Origin of the sequence: Burkholderia sp. MSh2, assembly GCF_000731655.1 — a bacterium.
Classification (GTDB): Bacteria; Pseudomonadota; Gammaproteobacteria; order Burkholderiales; family Burkholderiaceae; genus Burkholderia; species Burkholderia paludis.
This window is the reverse complement of sequence record NZ_JPGM01000043.1, coordinates 1-18,218: the sequence shown is the minus strand read 5'-3', so window position 1 is coordinate 18,218 and position 18,218 is coordinate 1. Positions and strand designations below refer to the sequence as shown.

Here is an 18,218-nt window from a genome sequence, read left to right as displayed (position 1 = left end):
TACGACAACGGTAAGCCGCGCGAGGGCGGCCTGACGGCGCCGGGGCTCAGCGCACGAGAAAACCGTAGGTCAGCGGATCGCGCTCGTCGACGATCCAGTTCGCGAACCCGCAGATATGCGCGCTGCCCTCCACTTCCGGGATCACGGCCGGGATGTCGCCGACCATCGTCTCGCGCAGCACGCGGCCCTTGAAGACCGTGCCGACGATCGATTCGTTGACGAGCGTATCGCCGGCCGCGAGCAACCCGCGCTGATGGAGCTGCGCGACGCGGCCGCCGGTGCCGGAACCCGTCGGCGAGCGGTCGACCTCGCGATCGGCGAACACGCAGCAGTTCGCTTGGGTCGAGCCCGGATGGCGCGGCGCATTCGCGATGATCGTGCCGTAGATATGGTTGATTTCCGGAATCTCCGGATGCACGACCGGATACTTCGCGTTCGCGGCGGCCTTCACCTCCGCGCCGAAACGGATCAGCCTTTCCACCGCCGCCTCACGCACCGGCAGGTCGAACGGCGCGCCGTCGACATAGAAGTAGAACGCGCCGCCGTACGCGATATCGCCGGTCACGGTGCCGAACGACGGCGTCTCGACCGACACGTCGCGCCGCCAGATGAACGACGGCACGTTGACGAACCGCACCGGCCCCGCGTGCTCGCCGTCCCACCGGACGAAGGCCTCGATGAAGCCGCACGGCGCATCGATGCCGACCCGCGTCTCGGGTACCGTGCGCTGCACCCAGCCGAGTTCGACCGCCGCGGTCGACAGCGCGATCACGCCGTGCCCGCAATGGTCGCTGTAGCCTTCGTTGTGCACGAAGATCACGCCGAAATCGGCCGTCGGCGACACGGGCTCGGTCAGGTAGCCGCCGTACATGTCGGCGTGGCCGCGCGGTTCGAACATCAGCGCGCGGCGAATCTCGTCGGCGTTCTCCTTGAGCCACGCGCGGCGCTGGACGATCGTATCGCCGGGCAGGCGCGGCAGCCCGCTCGTGACGATGCGGAACGCTTCGCCGCCCGTATGGACTTCGACGGTGGAAAGGGATCGGGAAATTTTCATGACGAATCGGATGCGTTGAAGCGAAGGACGGCGGCCGGGCCGCCGTCCGGTGACGGGCGGCGGGACGTTACTTCGCGTACGGCTCGGGCAGGCCGTTGCGGATCACGTAGACGGTCGTCGGCGCGCCCTTCAGGTCGCCGTTCGCGTCGAACGAATAGGTGCCCGCGACGCCCGCGTAATCCGACTTCGCGAGCTGGGCGGCCAGCTTCGCCTTGTCGGTGGTCGTGCCGGCCTTGACCATCGCGTCGGCGAGCAGCTTCATGCCGTCGTAGTAGTTGACGCCGTAGACCTGCGTATCGGTGTGATACGTGTCGTGGTATTTCTTCAGGAATTCGCGGCCGGCCGCCGTCTTTTCGAGCGCGACGCCGCCCTGCGCGCAGTAGACGATCGACGCCGCATCGCCCGCGACCTTGCCCATGTCGGCCGAACAGATGCCGTCGCCGCCGAGCAGCTTCGCGCGCAGCCCGCGCTGCTTCATCTGCTTGGCCATCGGCGCGCCCTGCGCCGCATAGCCGCCGAAGAAGATCACGTCGGGGTTGCCGGCCTTGATCTTGGTGAGAATGCCGAGGAAATCGGTGGCCGACGAATTCGTGTATTCCTGGTCGACGATCCTGATCCCGTTCGCCTTCGCGACGTTCATGAACTGTTCGGCGACACCCTGCCCGTATGCGGTGCGATCGTCGATCACGGCGGCGGTCTTCGCGTTCAGCGTTTTCGCGGCGAAGGTGGCCATCGTGCCGCCGAGCTGCTCGTCGCTCGCGCCGATCCGGAAGATGTTCCTGAAACCCTGTTTCGTCAGCGCCGGGTTCGACGCGACCGGCAGGATCGGCACGCCGGCATTCGAATACACGCGCGACGCGGGAATCGCGACGCCCGAGTTGTACGGCCCGAGCACCGCGACGACGCCCTTGTCGACCAGGTTCTGCGCGACCTGCACGCCGGCTTTCGGGTCGGCCTGGTCGTCTTCGGAAACCAGTTTGAACGTGACGGTCTTGCCGGCGACCTTCACGCCGGCCTTGTTGAGCTCGTCCACGGCGAGGCGCGCGCCGTTTTCATTGTCCTTGCCGTTCGCGGCCTGCGGGCCGGTGAGCGGCGCCGAATGACCGATCATCACGACTTCCTGCGCATGCGCGGAAGTCAGCGCGCCGGCGGCGACGGCCACCGAGAGCACGGTAACGAGGTGTCGCATGATGTCTCCTGACTGGTTTTGTGTGAAACCAATGTAGGACACGCGTGGTCACCGCGCAAGCAATATCAAAATAAATTCTGCCGTTCTGGTCATTTTTCAGACCAGAACGACGCCGACGCCGTCACCGGGGCGTGATGTCGCGCCGCACGCGGCGGATGTGCTGCTCGACGTAGAACGCCGCCGCATCGGCGTCGCCGGACACGATCGCCTCGTAGATCAGCCGGTGTTCCGACACGTACAGCCGGATCCGGCCCGCGTCGTAGATGCCGTCGTCCTTCAGGCGCTTCCACAGCGGCTGGTCCATCGTCTTCGCGACCTCGTCCGCGATCTTCACGATCAGCGCGTCGCCGGTCATCAGCGCGAGCTGCCGGTGGAACAGCCGGTCGCTCTCGTTCCACAGCGCGCGCTGATGCGGATCGTCGACGTCGGTGATGGTCTCCATCTGCGCCAGATAGCGTTCGGCGCCGGGGTCGGCGCAGCCATGCGCGGCCGCCAGGCGCGCGATCGCGGGTTCGAGGATCAGCCGCACGTCGAGCGTCGACGTCGGGCTGAAGTCGGCTTCGGACTCGGCGCGCGTGTCGCCGCGCTGCGCGAGCACGTCGAGCGGCGATGCCACGACGTAAGTCCCCGAATTGCGCTTCGTGAACACGAGCCCTTCGTTCTGCAACGCGCCCAGCGCCTCGCGCACGGCCGGCCGGCCGACCTGGAACAGCCCCGCGAGCTCGCGCTCGGACGGCAGCCGCGACTCGGCCGCGTAGCGCCCGGCGCGAATCTCGTCGCGGATCTTCTCGGCCACCTGCTCGTAGATCTGCAGCGGCCTGAAACCGCCTTCGAGTGAGTCGGGACGCGCGGACATCATCGTGTGGCTCCTGCCCGGTCGCGGGCGTGAATCGGGAATGGGTTCGCACTATACCGGAGCGGGCCGGCATCGAGGCTACGGCGCCCCTTCTGGACAGATATTAGAACCAAAATCGGCGGCGCGCTTTATTTTCCGGCTTGCAGGCGCACCAGCAGCTGGTATAGATTCGATCCACACTGCCCTGTGTCACGGTATCCGGCAGCCCCGTGGCGGGCGCGGCATGCGCCCGTCGTCCACGCTCACCGATGCATGCGACGTACACGATGACCGCTCCTTCCCCGATTCCCGTTTTCGATGCGGCCGACACGGCCGCGCTGCTGGATTACCCGGCGCTGCTCGCCGCGCTCAGGCAGGCCGTCGCCGACTATGCGGCCGGCGAGATCGTCAGCCCCGAACGCCTGGTCGTGCCGCTGCAGGCCGGCGGCGTGATGCTGTCGATGCCGTCGAGCGCACGCGACCTCGCGACCCACAAGCTCGTGAACGTGTGTCCGGGCAACGGCGCGCGCGGGCTGCCGACGATCGTCGGCCAGGTGAGCGCGTACGACGCGACCACCGGCGAGCTGCGCTTCGCGCTCGACGGCCCGACCGTCACCGGCCGCCGCACGGCGGCCGTCACCGCGCTCGGCATCCAGGCGCTGCAGGGCGCCGCGCCGCGCGACATCCTGCTGATCGGCACCGGCAAGCAGGCGGCCAATCACGCGGAAGCGCTGGCCGCGATCTTTCCCGATGCGCGCCTTCACGTGCGCGGCAACCGCGCCGACAGCGCCGCCGCGTTCTGCGCCGCGCACCGCGCGCATGCGCCGCGGCTCACGCCGCTCGAGGGGGACGCGATTCCCGACGCGATCGACGTGGTCGTCACGCTGACGACGAGCCGCACTCCCGTCTATCGCGAAGCCGCGCGCGAGGGCCGGCTGGTGGTCGGCGTCGGCGCGTTCACCGCGGACGCGGCGGAAATCGACGCGCACACGGTGCGCGGCAGCCGGCTGGTGGTCGACGATCTCGCCGGCGCGCGCCACGAGGCCGGCGACCTGATCGTCGCGCAGGTGGACTGGCGGCAGGTGGCGTCGCTCGCCGACGTGCTGGACGGCACGTTCGCCGCGGGCGGGCCGCTGCTGTTCAAGAGCGTCGGCTGCGCCGCATGGGATCTGGCCGCGTGCCGCGCCGCGCGCGACGCGCTGGCCGCGCGCCGGGCCGGCTGATCCGGCCCCGCCGCCCTCCGGCCACGCACGCGGCATCGGCCCGCCAGGGCCGCGCCGGCGGTTTCCCGGACGCGTTGTAGGAATTCCCCTACAACGCGTCGCCGCGGCCTACACGAAGTTCCAATTCGGCCGATTTCATTTTTGGCGACGCAACACGATACTGCCGCCATGAATGCCAGCCTGTCACCCGCCGCGCTCAGGGTGTTTCTCGTCGATCACGCCGTCACCGTCCGGCGCCGGATCGCGCTGCTCGTCAGCGCGATTCGCGGCGTCGTCGTCGTGGGCGAAGCGGAAGACGGCCAGGAAGCGTGGGTACATATCCGCAGCAGCCACGCGGACGTGGTGATCGTCGACCTGCGGCTCGCGGACGGCAGCGGCCTCGACCTGATCGGGACGCTGTCGAAGGCGGCGCCGCGCATCGTCACGATCGTACTGACGAACCACTCGGCGCCGGCATTCAGGGAGGCATGCGCGACGGCCGGAGCCGACTACTTCTTCGACAAGACCGTCGAATTCGACGCCGCATGCCATGTCATCGAATCCCTGGTGCACGCTCACGCGCACCAACCCTGACGAGCCGGAGTGACTCATGTCCACAGCCACCGCCTGCGCCGCCACCGTACCCGCTGTACCTGCCGTACCTGCCGTGCCCCGGCCGACGATTCCGCTTCGCGCGGTCACGCGCGCCGACGCCGCCAAACACCCCGCCGCGCGCTGCTCGATCTGCGCAATGCGCTCGATGTGCCTGCCGCCGCACCTGACGGCCGCCGAATACAGCCGCCTCGACGCGATCATCTGCTCGACCCGGCAGGTGCGCCAGGGCGACGCGCTGTTCCGCATCGACGATCCGTTCCAGAGTATCTACGCGGTGCGCGCGGGTTCGTTCAAGACGGTGATGATGCATCGCGACGGACGCGAGCACGTGACGGGCTTCCAGATCGCCGGCGAGACGCTCGGGATGGACGGCATCGGCAGCGGCCAGCACTGCTGCGATGCGATCGCGCTCGAGGACAGCGTCGTGTGCATCATCCCGTTCGGCGCGCTCGAGGCGGCCTGCCGAGAGATCAAGCCGATGCAGCATTTCCTCTACCAGATGCTGAGCAGCGAGATCGTCCGCGAATCGAGCCAGATGCTGTTGCTGGGCACGATGTCGGCCGAACAGCGCGTCGCGCATTTCCTGCTGAACCTGTCGTCGCGCTTCGAGGCGCGCGGCTATTCGGCGACGGAGTTCAACCTGCGGATGACCCGCGAAGAGATCGGCTGCTATCTCGGGATGAAGCTCGAAACCGTCAGCCGGATGTTCTCGCGGTTCCATCGCGACGCACTGGTCGAAACGCGCGGCAAGCGCGTGCGCATCATCGATTCGCAAGCGCTCGCGCGGGTCTGACGCGCGCCACGCCACCGCCCGGGGGCCAGGCCCGCGTTGCATCACCGCACCGCGCCGCCGGCCGCCGCGTCGCGCAACGCCACCCTTGCACTGCCCGCCTGCCACGCGATCAGCGCCCGTTCGGCCTGCGCGAACGCGCGGTGCAGCGCATCATCCACCTCGCCGCCGACGCACGGCGGCAGCGGCACGAGCGCCGCATCGTGCATCACGAGGTCGAGCCGCACGTCGTACAGCCGTGCGCCATCGGCAGCGGCACGCAATTCGATCGCGAGGTGGCAACCGCCGATCAGCGCGCGAAACCGTTCGAGCCGCACCAGCTGCGCGCCGGCTTCGGCTTCGACCGCGGCGGAACCCGCGAATCCGAGGCAGGCGATCTGCATGCCCACGCCCATGTCGTGTCTCCTGACGGGGCCGCCCGCTCGTCGACCGCCTTGCCTGCGCCCGCCGCACCGGAATGCGGCGGCACGTGTTTCCCCCGGCGCGGCGCGGATGCTTCGATCCCTGCCCGGCCGGTCGTTCACCCGCGCCTTCGCAGGCGCGGGACCGTTCATACGTTGAAGGTCTGCGACGCCTTCATCTCGATCCACGTCATGCCCGCCCGCAGCCCTTCGATCATCGCTTCGCGCTCGGTCGGATACGCATGGCTGTGCTCGAACGTGTGATGAAAGCGCGCGGCGCCGGCGCCGTGCTCGACCGACACGCGGCAGCGGAACTCGCCCGATTCGCACGGGCGCGTCTCCACCTCGACGGACCAGTCGCGTTCGTGAATGTTGCCCTGCAGTGTCATGCCCCCTCCTGCGATATCAGTCTTCGAGCCGGAAGTGGCCGCTGTGCAGCAGCACCGGCCGGCCGCCGATTTCCTCGAGCATCCGGCGCGCCATCGTCTCGATCGCCGGCCGGTGCGCATCGAACGCACTCAGCAGATCGCGCTCGAGCAGCGACCGCGCACCGAAATGATCCTCCAGCGCCTCGGCCGTGACCGCGCACTGTACGCAACGCCCGTCGACCAGCGCCGAAAACGCCACGACCAGATCGCGTGCGCAATATTCGGCCGGATCCGGCGGGAAGGCGATCTGCATCTGTCCGCCCGTGATCATCGTGATGCCTCCATGACGAGAGCATAGTGGTGCGCGCGCCCGCACGCTTGACCCACGTCAACCGGTTCGCTGCACTGCATGACGGCCGCGCGGCAACGGGCCGTCGCGGCCGGGCGACGCGCGTCGCCCGGCGTCAGTCCGCGCCGGGCTCGATCGCCGCGCCGCGCTCCGCGAGCAGCTCGCGCAGCACGCTGCGGTGGCAATGGCGCTCGTCGTCGCAGTAGCAGCCGATCGAGAACGCGGTGGTCGCCGACAGCGCCGCCAGCAGGTCCAGCACCTTCGCCGCATCGCCGTGCGCCATCTCCGCGCGGAAGCTGCGCTTGAACGCGCGCCATTCGGCGTCGCTCCCGGCGGCATGCGCCCGGGCGACGAGCTCGGGGCTCGGAGACAGCGTCGGCAACCATACATCATAGTAGTTGCGCGACGCGAATTCCGCCTTCGGCACGCCGCGCGGCGGCCGCCGCACCGTCCCGATCCGCAGGCCCTCGCCGGCCGCGCGCGGCGTGCCGAGCTGGATGATCCGGATACCCATGCCGCTCCTTTCCGTCGTGCGATTCCGTGATCCTACCGCCGCGCCCGCCCCCGTGTCTGCCGGATGGCGTACACAGCGGCCGCGCAATGAAAAACCGGCTGCCACCCCGAAGGGCGACAGCCGGTTCGTCACGCCACGTGGCGCGCCCGGGCGTGCGACGCTCAGACCCCGCTCTTCAGCACCTTGCCGATCGCGTCCGCAACGATGGCGACGTTCGAGTCGTTCAGGCCCGCCACGCACATCCGGCCCGAGCGCAGGATATACACCCCGTGCACTTCGCGCAGCGCGTCGACCTGGGATTCGGTCAGGCCCGTGTACGTGAACATCCCGCGCTGCTTCACGTAGCGCGTGAGCGCTTCGCCGCTGACGTGGTCGCGCAAGCCGTCGTGGATCGACTGGCGCATCCGCGCAATGCGGCGACACATCGCCGACAGTTCCTCTTCCCACTGCTTGCGCAGCGCGGGCGTGCCGAGCACGGCCGCCACGACCTTCGCGCCGTAGGTTTGCGGGTTGCTGTAGTTCGAGCGCACGGCGCCGGCCAGCTGGCCGAGCACGCGGTCGGCCGCGGCCGCATCCTCGCAGACGACGCTCAGGCCGCCCACGCGCTCGCCGTACAGCGAGAAGTTCTTCGAGAACGAGTTCGCGACCAGCGCCGGCACGCCGCGGCGGGCCAGCTCGCGCACCGCGAACGCGTCCGCGTCGAGGCCCGCGCCGAAGCCCTGGTACGCCATGTCGACGAACGGCAGCAGCCCGCGCGCCTCGATCACGTCGATCAGCTTCTCCCACTGGCCTTCGTCGAGGTCGACGCCGGTCGGGTTATGGCAGCACGCATGCAGCAGCACGATGCTGCGCGCCGGCAGCGCGTCGATCGCCGCGAGCATCGCGTCGAACTTCAAGCCGCCCGTCGCTGCGTCGTAGTACGGATACGTGTTCACCGTGAAGCCGGCGCGCTCGAAGATGAAGCGGTGGTTTTCCCAGCTCGGATCGCTGAGCCAGACCTGCGCGTCCGGGAAGTAGCGCTTCAGGAAATCGGCGCCGACCTTCAGCGCGCCCGAGCCGCCGAGCGTCTGCAGGGTGGCGATGCGGCCGGCCGCGCGCGCCGGATGATCCGCGCCGAACACGAGCGCCTGCACCGCGTCGCGATACGCGGCCAGGCCGACCATCGGCAGGTATGGCTTCGCGCCGCTCTCGCGCTGCAGCGCGGTTTCGGCCTCGCGTACGGCGCCCATCACCGGAATCCGGCCTTCGGCGTCGAAGTAGATGCCGATGCTCAGGTTGACCTTCTGGTCGCGCGGATCCTTCTGGAAGTTCTCGTTGAGCGTCAGGATCGGATCGCCCGGGTACGCGTCGATGTGTTCGAACATGGCTATGTCGGTCTCGTTTGGAAGAATGATCGGTCGTGCCCTGGGTCAGCGTGCGGACGCGCGGTCGTGCATCGCATAGCCTGCATTCTTCTGACGGAAGCGATACCCGATCGCGAGCACCGCGAGCCAAACCGGGATCAGGTACACCGACAGGCGCAGATCCGGCGTCAGGTACATCACGACGAGAATGCCGGCCATGAATGCCAGGCACAGGTAATTCGTGAAAGGATAGCCCAGACTGCGGAAGGAAGTCTCCTCCCCGGCCGCGCGCTTCGCCGCGCGGAACTTCAGGTGGATCAGGCTGATCATCGCCCAGTTGATGATCAGCGCCGACACGACGAGGCCCATGAGCACCTCGAACGCCTTGCCCGGCATGAAGTAGTTCACCAGCACGCACAGGCCGGTCGCGAGCGCCGATGCGCCGAGGGCGGCGAGCGGAATGCCGCGCTTGTTCACCGAGCACAGCACCTTCGGCGCGTTGCCCTGCTGCGCGAGGCCGAACAGCATCCGGCTGTTGCAGTACACGCCGCTGTTGTAGACCGACAGCGCGGCCGTCAGCACGACCACGTTCAACACGTTCGCGACCAGGTTGCTGCTCAGCGCATGGAAGATCAGCACGAACGGGCTGCCGCCGCTGACGACCTTTTCCCACGGATACAGCGACAGCAGCACGGCGAGCGCGCCGATGTAGAAAATCAGGATGCGGTAGATGACCTGGTTGGTCGCGCGCGGGATGCTGCGCTTCGGATCGTCCGCCTCGGCCGCCGTGATGCCGACGAGCTCGAGCCCGCCGAACGAGAACATGATCGCGGCCATCGACATCACGAGGCCCGACACGCCGTTCGGGAAGAACCCGCCGTGCTGCCACAGGTTGCGCACGGAGGCTTCCGGCCCCGCGTGGCCGCTCGCGAGCAGCCAGCCGCCGAAGCCGATCATGCCGACGATCGCCGCGACCTTGATGATCGAGAACCAGAATTCCGTCTCGCCGTACGACTTCACGCTGGTCAGGTTGATCAGGTTGATGACGACGAAGAACACCAGCGCCGAGACCCAGGTCGGCACGCCCGGCCACCAGTACTGCACGTAGATCCCGACGGCCGACAGCTCGGCCATGCTGACGAGGATGTACAGCACCCAGTAGTTCCAGCCGGACAGGAAGCCCGTGAAATGGCCGAAATACTTGTTGGCGAAGTAGCTGAACGAGCCCGCGACGGGCTCGTCGACCACCATCTCGCCGAGCTGGCGCATGATGAAGAACGCAACGATGCCGGCTACCGCATAGCCGAGCAGCACGGACGGGCCCGCCATCTTGATCGTCTGCGCGATGCCGAGGAACAGCCCCGTGCCGAGCGCGCCGCCGAGCGCAATCAGCTGGATGTGCCGGTTCTTCAGCCCGCGCTTCAGGCCGTCGCTCTCGTTTCCAGAAACCATGTCTTCTCCACTTTGTCCGCCTCCGCCTGAAGCGGTGCGGCGCGCCTCGGTGTGCCGGGCGCTGTTTTGCTGTGCCGGGGCCGTTCGTGGAGCCGCCGGGTTGGGGACTGCAATCTTCGTGTGGCGGCGCCCGATTCGCGTCGGCGTGCCCGCCAGACCGGCCGCCGACCGTCGCCGCGCCCGCATTGCTGTGATCGCGCACGAAAATCCGGCGTCAGTTTAGCGTCGCGACGGCGAAATCGGGTTTCGTAACCCGTTCATGCAAACCCTACATTATGAGATAAGATTGCATCCAGGAGACAAACGAGGAAACAAAAATGCCTGACCTGGTTCTCGACCGCATCGACCGGCACTTGCTTTCGATCCTGCAGGAGAACGGCCGTGCGTCGAACCTCGATCTGGCGAAGGCCGTCGGCCTGTCGCCCGCGCAGACGCTGCGCCGCCACCGGCGGCTCGAGGAAATCGGCGCGATCCGCCGCTACGAAACCCGCCTCTGCCCCGACACGCTCGGCTTCGGCGTCACCGCGTTCGTGCACGTGACGATGGAGCGCGGGCATATCCGCGACCTGTCGAAGTTCCAGAAACTGGTGTCCGATCTCGCGCAGATCCAGGAGTGTTTTTCGGTGACGGGCGACATCGACTACGTGCTGAAGGTCGTCGCGCACGATCTGAAGGGGTTGTCGCGGTTCCTGCTCGAGACGCTGATGCGGATTCCGGGCGTGAGCGGCGTGCATTCGAGCGTCTGTCTCGACGAAATCAAATGCACGAGCGCGATGCCGGTGGAAGGATGATGCGGCGGGCCGCCCGCCCGGCCCGAGGCAGGTTCACCGCACCGCTTCGAACGCGCTGATCAGCAGCGCCCCCGCGGCGATCACCACGCAACCGGCCGCCCGGCGCGGCGTCAGCCGTTCGCCGAGATACACGCGCGCGATCAGCGCCGCGAACACCACGCTCGTCTCGCGCAGCGCCGACACCGGCCCCATCGGCGCGCGATCCATCGCCCAGATCACGATGCCGTACGCGAGCGCCGCGAATACGCCGCCACATGCCGCCTTCGCCGTTTCGCCGACGTCCCGCGTCAGCCGCAGCGGCCCCGCGCGCAGCCGGTAGTACGCGGCCATCATCGCGGCGGTCAGCACGAACATCCACGCGGTATAGCCCACCGTGCTGCCGCTTTCCCGCACGCCGATCCCATCGACCACGCTGTACGCCGCGATCGACACGCCGGTCGCGAACGCGGTCGGCAGCACCTGCGCCATCCGGTGCCCCGCGCCGCGCCCGCGTTCCAGGCCGATCGCCAGGATGCCCGCGCAAATCAGCACGAGCCCGCATTGCGCGCCGGCATTCAGGTGCTCGCCCGCGAACGCGGCCGCGCCGAGCGTGACGAGCAGCGGCGCGGTGCCGCGCGCGACCGGATACGCGACGGTCAGGTCGCCGTGCTCGTACGCGCGCACGAGCAGCAGCGTATAGACGACGTGGAGCACGGCCGACGCGACCACGCAGAGCCAGCTCGCGGGCGCGATCGGCGGGGCTGCCGGCAGGAACAGCAGCGCGAACAGGCCGATCGCGATCTGCAGCACGGTGGCCGATCGCAGCCGGTCGCCGCTGCTGCGTACGAGCGCGTTCCATGACGCGTGCAGGAACGCCGCGCACAGAACGGCAAACAAAACGGGAATCGGCACGCTGAAAGCTCCCTGACGGTCGGCAACGTGACCTCGTCGCCGGAAGGCGCTCATCGTATGAATATGTCATCCGATTGTCAAAAAGCAGCGGCGCGCGACACCCCGCACGAACCGGGCGACCGCGCGCCTTCGCCCGCCCCGCGCGGGATCCGCGCCGCTACCCCGGCAGGCCGCGAAATGTGTCACGGACGGGGCATCCGGTCCGTCCCTTTCCGTTCTCTTTCGCGCCGTATTACCCCGTAATGAAATCGATACCGGAGCGCAATCGATGCGAAATCACTCCGTCCCCATATCTTCATATGGAACTGTTTCAATGCGCCTGCTCTCTCGCGAGCTCCGCGCCGAACCCACACGGCGACGGGGCCGCTCCCCACCATCGAAGACCTTAACCGGAGTTTCCCGATGTTCCGTCAAGCCTTGCTTGTCACCGCCTGCGCTGCCGCGGCGCTGGCACTGTTCGCCTGCGGCGGCAGCGATCCCACCTCGACGCCGGCGGCACCCGTCGTGTCGTCGCAGGATGCGCTGCAGACCACCACGCCGATCAAGCACGTCGTCGTGATCTATGGCGAAAACATCTCGTTCGACCACTACTTCGGCACCTACCCGAACGCGACGAACCCGTCGGGCGAACCGGCCTTCACCGCGAAGGCCGGCACGCCGACGCCGAACGGCCTGACGGGCACGCTGCTCACCGCGAACCCGAACTTCACGAACACGGCCAACGGCACCGACGCGGCGAACCCGTTCCGCCTCGACCGCACGCAGGCCGCGACCGCCGACCAGAACCACGCGTACACGGCCGAGCAGCAGGCAGAAGATCTCGGCGGCGCCGACCTGTTCCCGAAATACACCGGCAAGGGCTCGTCCGGCGGCGCCGGCGCGTTCGGCACGAAGGGCCAGGTGATGGGCTACTTCGACGGCAACACCGTGACCGCCCTGTGGAACTACGCGCAGCGCTTCGCGATGAGCGACAACATGTACACGACGTCGTACGGCCCGTCGACGCCGGGCGCGCTGAACGTCGTGTCGGGCCAGACCAACGGGATGCAGATCGTCAAGACGTCCGCGCAGCCGTCGACGCTCGCGAAGAGCTCGTACTACATCAATGACGGCCAGAGCGGCTACACGATGATCAACGACGTCGACCCGGGCTACGACGTGTGCTCGAGCACGACCGACCAGGCGATGATGTCCGGCAAGAACATCGGCGACCTGCTGAACGGCGCGAAGATCACGTGGGGCGGCTTCATGGGCGGCTTCAACCTGTCGACGACGAACGGCAACGGCACGACGGGCTGCTCCCGCAGCACGGTCGCCACCGCCGTGAACGCCGCGACGTCCGACTACATCCCGCACCACAACTGGTTCCAGTACTACGCGTCGACGTCGAACCCGCAGCACACGCGCCCGAGCTCGGTCGCTGCGATCGGCTCGAGCCTGCAGACCGACGGCAAGACCGCCGAGCCCGCGAACCACCAGTACGACACGGACGACTTCTTCGCCGCCGTGAAGGCCGGCAACTTCCCGTCGGTCAGCTACCTGAAGGCCCCGGCCGCGCAGGACGGGCACGCGGGCTATTCGGATCCGCTCGACGAGCAGGCGTTCGTGACGAAGGTCGTGAACTTCCTGCAGCAGCAGCCGGACTGGCAGAACACGGCCGTGATCGTCACCTATGACGACTCGGACGGCTGGTACGACCACGTGTATACGCCGCCGACGCGCGGCTCGTCCGATCCGGTCGACCAGGTGAGCGGCAACGGCAAGTGCGGCACGGGCGGCACCACCGGCGTGAGCGGCTCGACCGTGAACGGCCGCTGCGGCCCGGGCGTGCGCATTCCGCTGATGGTGATCTCGCCGTATGCGAAGCAGAACTACGTCGACCACACGATGATCGACCAGTCGTCCGTGGTGCGCTTCATCGAGGACAACTGGCTCGGCGGCCAGCGCATCGGCGGCGGTTCGTTCGATGCGACGGCGGGCGACCTGCGCGCGCTGTTCGACTTCACGTCGAAGCCGAACACGACGCCGCTGTATCTCGACCCGACGCTCGGCACCGCATTGAGCGCCGCGCCGTCGATCTGACCGGTACTTCATGACCGCATGGCCGGCGCATCACGCGCCGGCCGTTTCCGTTTAACGCGCCGTTTCGTGCGGCCCCGATTTCCGACCGACAGCATGACAGCTCGCCCTGCGTTTCCGTCTCCCGACACCTCCGGCACGCCCGCGCCGCGCGCCCCTTCCCGCCCGCTGCGCCGCGCGGCGTGCGTGCTCGGCGCCGCCGTGCTCGGCTACGGCGCGTTCGCGATCGCGTTCCCCGCGCAGGTGCCCGCGGCGATCGGCACCGTCGTCGCCGACTGGACGGGCGCGAACCCGCATCCGGTCGTGCTGCAGCGGCCCGCCGCGCAGCCGCTGTCGGCGGTCGCGCAGCTCGGACGCGCGCTGTTCGTCGATCCGTCGCTGTCCGCGTCGGGCAAGCAGTCGTGCGCGTCGTGCCACAGCCCCGATCACGCGTACGGCCCGCCGAACGGGCTCGACGTGCAGCCCGGCGGCCTCGCGATGACGCAGCAGGGATATCGCCCGCCGCCGTCGCTGATGTACCTGTACCGCCAGCCGAACTTCAGCATCGGCCCCGACGCCGGGGAAAACGATGCCGCGCCGACCGTTGCGCAGCAGGCCGCGTCGGCGGCCGGCGTCGTCAAGGCGCAGAAGGTGGCCGGCACGTCGGCCGCGCCGCAACTCGTGCCGCAGGGCGGGATGTTCTGGGACGGCCGCGCCGACACGCTGCAGCAGCAGGCGTTCGGCCCGCTGCTGAATCCGGTCGAGATGGCGAACACGAGCATCGACGACGTCGCGCGCAAGCTCGCGCAGTCGTCGCACCGCGCGCAGCTCGAGCAGCTGTTCGGCGCGCGCGTGTTCGACAGCCCGCAGCTCGCGGTGTCGGAGGCGATGTTCGCGATCGCGCGGTATCAGGTCGAGGACCCGTCGTTCCACCCGTACAACAGCAAGTACGACCGCTGGCTCGAAGGCCGTGCGCGTCTGTCGCGGGCCGAACTGCGCGGGCTTCGCCTGTTCAACGATCCGGACAAGGCGAATTGCGCGGGCTGCCACCTGTCGAAGCCCGGCAAGGACGGGCTGCCGCCGATGTTTACCGACTACCAGTACGAGGCGCTCGGCGCGCCGCGCAACCGGGCGCTGGCGCAGAACCACAACCCGGCGTTCTACGATCTCGGCGTGTGCGGGCCGTTCCGCGACGACCTGAAGGACCAGACGCAGTATTGCGCGATGTTCCTGACGCCGACGCTGCGCAACTCGGCGACGCGCCACGTGTTCTTCCACAACGGCGTGTTCCACACGCTCGACCAGGTGATGGCGTTCTACAACGAGCGCAGCATCTCGCCGCAGAAGTTCTATTCGCGCGGCGCGGACGGCAAGGTTGACGAGTACGACGATATTCCGCCGAAGTATCGCGCGAACGTCGACGTGACCGATGCGCCGTTCGATCGCAAGCAGGGCGACACGCCCGCGATGACGGCGCAGGATATCAAGGATATCGAAGCGTTTCTCGGCACGCTGAACGACGAGCCTGCGCACTGAGGGGCGGGCTATCGTTGCGGTGCGCGCCGTGTTGGTCAGCGGCGCGCACGGATGCACTGGAAGGCAGGCGCCATTGGCAGCTCCGCATGGAGCCGCTCCGATACGGCCTTCATGCTTGATCCGGACGCTCGAGTAGTGTTCGCGAGGCGGGAGACCGTGCGCAACGGCGATCGATCGCTACTGCGGCTTCCGCGAAGTCTCGCTCCGACAAGTCCGGTTCGGGTGCGACACGGACTGGCGTTCGTCAGCGGCGAGACGTCGTTCTACGTGATGCGCCTGCTGCTCGGCGCCGAACAGGATGAGGGTGTCACCGCGCACGGCGGCCGTGCATTCGGCGCCGCGCTGCGCGATCCGCAGATCTGGCTCGCGATCTTCGTGTACTTCTGCCACCAGCTGACGATCTACACCGTGATCTTCTTCCTGCCGGGCATCATCGGCGCGTCGGGCCGCGTGTCTCCGTTCGCGGTCGGCTTGCTGACCGCGCTGCCGTGGCTCGCCGCCGCGCTCGGCGTCGCGACGCTGCCACGCTTCGCGCGCGAGTCGCATCATTCGCGCCGGATGCCGTGCGCGGGGCTGATCGTGATGGCGGCGGGGATGGCGGGCGCCGCGCATGCGTCGCCGGTCGCCGGCCTCGCCTGCGTATGCGTATGCGTATGCGTGGCCGCGTCGATGTTCTTTGTCGTGCAATCGATCGCGTTCACGTTTCCTGCGTCGCGGCTCGCCGGCAACGCGCTGGCCGGCGGGCTCGGGCTCGTGAATACGTGCGGGTTGCTCGGCGGCTTCGTCGGGCCGACCGTCGTCGGTGCGCTCGGACCGACGACCGGCAACGCGAAGAACGGGTTGGCGCTGCTCGCGGCCGCGCTGGTCGTCGCGGCGTTCGCGAGTCTCGCTTTGCGTCACGGGCACGAGCAGGTCGGCGTGCGGTCGCACGATTCACAACCGGCGTAATTCGCGCCGGCGCGATGCGGGCGTCTTGCCCGCCTGCATCGCGCCCCGCTTCATCAGAACAGATACATCCCCGCGACGAACACGACACCCGAGAACAGCAGCGTCGTCACGCAGTACCCCATGATGTCGCGCACGCCGAGCCCGGCGATCGCGAGCGCGGGCAGCGCCCAGAACGGCTGCGCCATGTTGGTCCACGCCTCGCCGTACGCGATCGCCATCGCGGCCTTGCCGAGATCGGCGCCGAGCGCCTGCGCGGCCGGCATCACGAACGGCCCCTGCACGACCCAGTGACCGCCGCCCGACGGCACCGCGAAATTGATCACGGCCGAGCTCAGGAACGCGAGCAGCGGGAAGGTATGTACGTTCGCGATATCGACGAACCACTTCGTGATCACGCCCGCGAGCCCCGAGTGATCCATCAGCGCCTGGATGCCCGCGTAGAACGGGAACTGGATCATGATCCCCGACGCGCCGCGCGCCGCGCCGGCCACCGCGCGCGCATACGCCATCGGCGTGCGGTGCAGCAGGATGCCGGCCGCGAGGAACGCGAGGTTCACCGTGTCGATGTCGAGCGCGAAACCCTTCTGCACGAACTTCAGCACGAGGAACGCCGTGCACAGCGCCGCCACGAGGACCGACAGCGCGCGGCTCTCCTCGAGCCGCTCCGCGAACGTCGCGTCGGGCCCGAGCGTGCGCTCGACGCTCGGCGGCTCGGCGAGCAGCGCCGGATCGACGCTGACGACGTCGCCGGGCTTCGGCATCATCATCCGCGCGAGAAACGGCAGCATCACGATCAGCCCGATCGTGATGAACGCGTTGTAGCCGGTGAAGATCGTGTGCGACACGGGAATCAGCCCGATGGTCTTCTCCATCGGGTTGCCCTTCGTGGCCGCGACGAGCGGGACCGAACCCGACAGCCCGCCGTGCCAGCTCAGGAAGCCCATGTACGCGGACGCGACGAGTAGCCGGTAGTCGCTGCCGGCCACGCGGCGCGCCACCTCGCGTGCGAGCATCGCACCGAGCACGAGGCCGAAGCCCCAGTTGATCGCGCACGCGAGCGCGCCGACGAACGCGACGAGCATCACGCCCTGGCCCGGCGTGCGCGCGGTGCTTGCCAGCGCGACGAGCATGCGCTTGACGGGCGGCGAGCTGGCGAGCGCGTGGCCGGTGACGAGGATCATCACCATCTGCATCGAGAACGCGAGCAGGTTCCAGAAGCCCGAACCCCACATCGTCGTGAGTTGCACCGGCGTATTCGGTGTGAGGCCGAACGCGAGCGCAAACGTGACGATCGTCAGCAGGATTGCGAAAATCAACGGGTCGGGCAGCACGCGGTGGACCACCTGCGTGAAAAAGCGGGAAATTCGTTGAATCAAGGTGTGCTCCTCGTTTCCTGACAGGGACGCCCGCGCGTGTCGTTGTTGGTTGAGACGCGGGTCGCGCGGATTCTTGCACAGAACCGGAGAACGCGCTTTGGTCGACGTGGAGCCGCGATCGCGCGGTCGTGCAGATCGGGAAACGGGGATGTACGCGGGCACGCGTTGCGTCGGTTCGCCACCTCGCCCGGTCAGCGCACGATGCTTGTCATGCCGCCCGGCGCCCGCGTTCCGTCGCCGCTTGCATCAAGCCGGGCGTCGGCGCCCGGCGTTTCGCGCGCCGTATTGCTGAATGGCGACCCGACGACCGCCGCAAGGAACGAACCAGTGCCGAGCTTCACCGGCGGGCAGTCAATCGGCGATATCTCTGTTGCCGGGCGTACCCAACCTGCTCCGGGCATTGCGCGTCCGGCACCGCGAAGGTCATTTGCCTCCGGGCAGCCTGCGGCGCATCAACGCGTCGCCACCGCCCGCTCCCCCGCCGCCTGCGCCGCCTTCTCCCGCCC

Annotated in this window: 17 protein-coding genes and 1 pseudogene; 7 read left to right on the top strand and 11 right to left on the bottom strand. The window is 68.3% G+C overall.

Annotated features, from left to right (window positions below; translation table 11 throughout):
• Window positions 1-46: 46 nt before the first annotated feature.
• The 3 genes from lhpH to GQ57_RS25635 all read right to left on the bottom strand — a co-directional run bounded on the left by lhpH (window position 47) and on the right by GQ57_RS25635 (window position 3,102).
• Window positions 47-1,054 carry a trans-3-hydroxy-L-proline dehydratase gene (gene lhpH, locus GQ57_RS25645; RefSeq protein ID WP_031397421.1) on the bottom strand — a complete coding sequence of 336 codons (1,008 nt, stop codon included), beginning with the start codon at window positions 1,052-1,054 and terminating at the stop codon, window positions 47-49.
• A gap of 67 nt (window positions 1,055-1,121) precedes the next feature.
• Entirely contained in the window at window positions 1,122-2,243 is a 1,122-nt protein-coding gene (locus tag GQ57_RS25640) for a branched-chain amino acid ABC transporter substrate-binding protein (RefSeq protein WP_031397420.1), read from the bottom strand.
• A gap of 121 nt (window positions 2,244-2,364) precedes the next feature.
• Window positions 2,365-3,102, bottom strand: coding sequence for a FadR/GntR family transcriptional regulator (locus tag GQ57_RS25635; RefSeq protein ID WP_034199390.1), 738 nt, complete (start codon window positions 3,100-3,102; stop codon window positions 2,365-2,367).
• 263 nt (window positions 3,103-3,365) lie between these two features.
• Here GQ57_RS25635 and lhpI point away from each other — a divergent pair, with 263 nt between their 5' ends.
• The 3 genes from lhpI (at window position 3,366) to GQ57_RS25620 (ending at window position 5,688) form a co-directional block, all read left to right on the top strand.
• On the top strand, window positions 3,366-4,301 hold the full coding sequence (lhpI, locus tag GQ57_RS25630; RefSeq protein WP_034199421.1) for a bifunctional Delta(1)-pyrroline-2-carboxylate/Delta(1)-piperideine-2-carboxylate reductase: 936 nt from the start codon (window positions 3,366-3,368) through the stop codon (window positions 4,299-4,301).
• A gap of 168 nt (window positions 4,302-4,469) precedes the next feature.
• Entirely contained in the window at window positions 4,470-4,874 is a 405-nt protein-coding gene (locus tag GQ57_RS25625; protein WP_034199389.1) for a response regulator transcription factor, read from the top strand.
• A gap of 16 nt (window positions 4,875-4,890) precedes the next feature.
• A complete protein-coding gene (locus tag GQ57_RS25620) occupies window positions 4,891-5,688 on the top strand; it encodes a helix-turn-helix domain-containing protein (RefSeq protein ID WP_034199388.1) in 798 nt (265 codons plus the stop codon).
• 41 nt (window positions 5,689-5,729) lie between these two features.
• Here the strand turns inward: GQ57_RS25620 and GQ57_RS25615 are convergent, their stop codons facing one another.
• The 6 genes from GQ57_RS25615 to GQ57_RS25590 all read right to left on the bottom strand — a co-directional run bounded on the left by GQ57_RS25615 (window position 5,730) and on the right by GQ57_RS25590 (window position 10,112).
• Window positions 5,730-6,080 (bottom strand): hypothetical protein, encoded by a 351-nt coding sequence (locus GQ57_RS25615; RefSeq protein WP_031397415.1) that lies wholly within the window; start codon window positions 6,078-6,080, stop codon window positions 5,730-5,732.
• A gap of 155 nt (window positions 6,081-6,235) precedes the next feature.
• Window positions 6,236-6,475, bottom strand: coding sequence for a hypothetical protein (locus tag GQ57_RS25610; protein ID WP_006479066.1), 240 nt, complete (start codon window positions 6,473-6,475; stop codon window positions 6,236-6,238).
• A 16-nt stretch (window positions 6,476-6,491) separates the two neighbouring features.
• A complete protein-coding gene (locus GQ57_RS25605; RefSeq protein WP_031397414.1) occupies window positions 6,492-6,782 on the bottom strand; it encodes a DUF1488 domain-containing protein in 291 nt (96 codons plus the stop codon).
• A 136-nt stretch (window positions 6,783-6,918) separates the two neighbouring features.
• Window positions 6,919-7,317 (bottom strand): DUF488 domain-containing protein, encoded by a 399-nt coding sequence (locus GQ57_RS25600; RefSeq protein ID WP_031397413.1) that lies wholly within the window; start codon window positions 7,315-7,317, stop codon window positions 6,919-6,921.
• Between the two features lie 161 nt (window positions 7,318-7,478).
• On the bottom strand, window positions 7,479-8,681 hold the full coding sequence (locus tag GQ57_RS25595) for an amino acid aminotransferase (RefSeq protein ID WP_031397412.1): 1,203 nt from the start codon (window positions 8,679-8,681) through the stop codon (window positions 7,479-7,481).
• A 45-nt stretch (window positions 8,682-8,726) separates the two neighbouring features.
• Complete coding sequence (locus GQ57_RS25590; protein WP_031397411.1) at window positions 8,727-10,112, bottom strand: amino acid permease; 1,386 nt, start codon at window positions 10,110-10,112, stop codon at window positions 8,727-8,729.
• Window positions 10,113-10,429: 317 nt separating this feature from the next.
• Here GQ57_RS25590 and GQ57_RS25585 point away from each other — a divergent pair, with 317 nt between their 5' ends.
• Complete coding sequence (locus GQ57_RS25585) at window positions 10,430-10,903, top strand: Lrp/AsnC family transcriptional regulator (protein WP_031397410.1); 474 nt, start codon at window positions 10,430-10,432, stop codon at window positions 10,901-10,903.
• A gap of 33 nt (window positions 10,904-10,936) precedes the next feature.
• On the opposite strand, the gene GQ57_RS25580 is transcribed toward GQ57_RS25585, so the two are convergent.
• Entirely contained in the window at window positions 10,937-11,848 is a 912-nt protein-coding gene (locus GQ57_RS25580; protein WP_081896770.1) for an EamA family transporter, read from the bottom strand.
• 348 nt (window positions 11,849-12,196) lie between these two features.
• Here GQ57_RS25580 and GQ57_RS25575 point away from each other — a divergent pair, with 348 nt between their 5' ends.
• From GQ57_RS25575 to GQ57_RS25565, 3 genes and pseudogenes are all read left to right on the top strand, one after another.
• Complete coding sequence (locus tag GQ57_RS25575) at window positions 12,197-13,876, top strand: phospholipase C (protein WP_031397408.1); 1,680 nt, start codon at window positions 12,197-12,199, stop codon at window positions 13,874-13,876.
• 93 nt (window positions 13,877-13,969) lie between these two features.
• Window positions 13,970-15,388, top strand: a complete 1,419-nt coding sequence (locus GQ57_RS25570; RefSeq protein ID WP_031397407.1) for a cytochrome-c peroxidase — start codon at window positions 13,970-13,972, stop codon at window positions 15,386-15,388.
• A gap of 309 nt (window positions 15,389-15,697) precedes the next feature.
• Window positions 15,698-16,336 (top strand): annotated as a pseudogene (locus tag GQ57_RS25565) (MFS transporter); the annotation flags it as partial.
• A gap of 53 nt (window positions 16,337-16,389) precedes the next feature.
• On the opposite strand, the gene GQ57_RS25560 reads toward GQ57_RS25565, so the two are convergent.
• Entirely contained in the window at window positions 16,390-17,712 is a 1,323-nt protein-coding gene (locus GQ57_RS25560; protein ID WP_034199386.1) for a TIGR00366 family protein, read from the bottom strand.
• Window positions 17,713-18,218 lie beyond the last annotated feature (506 nt).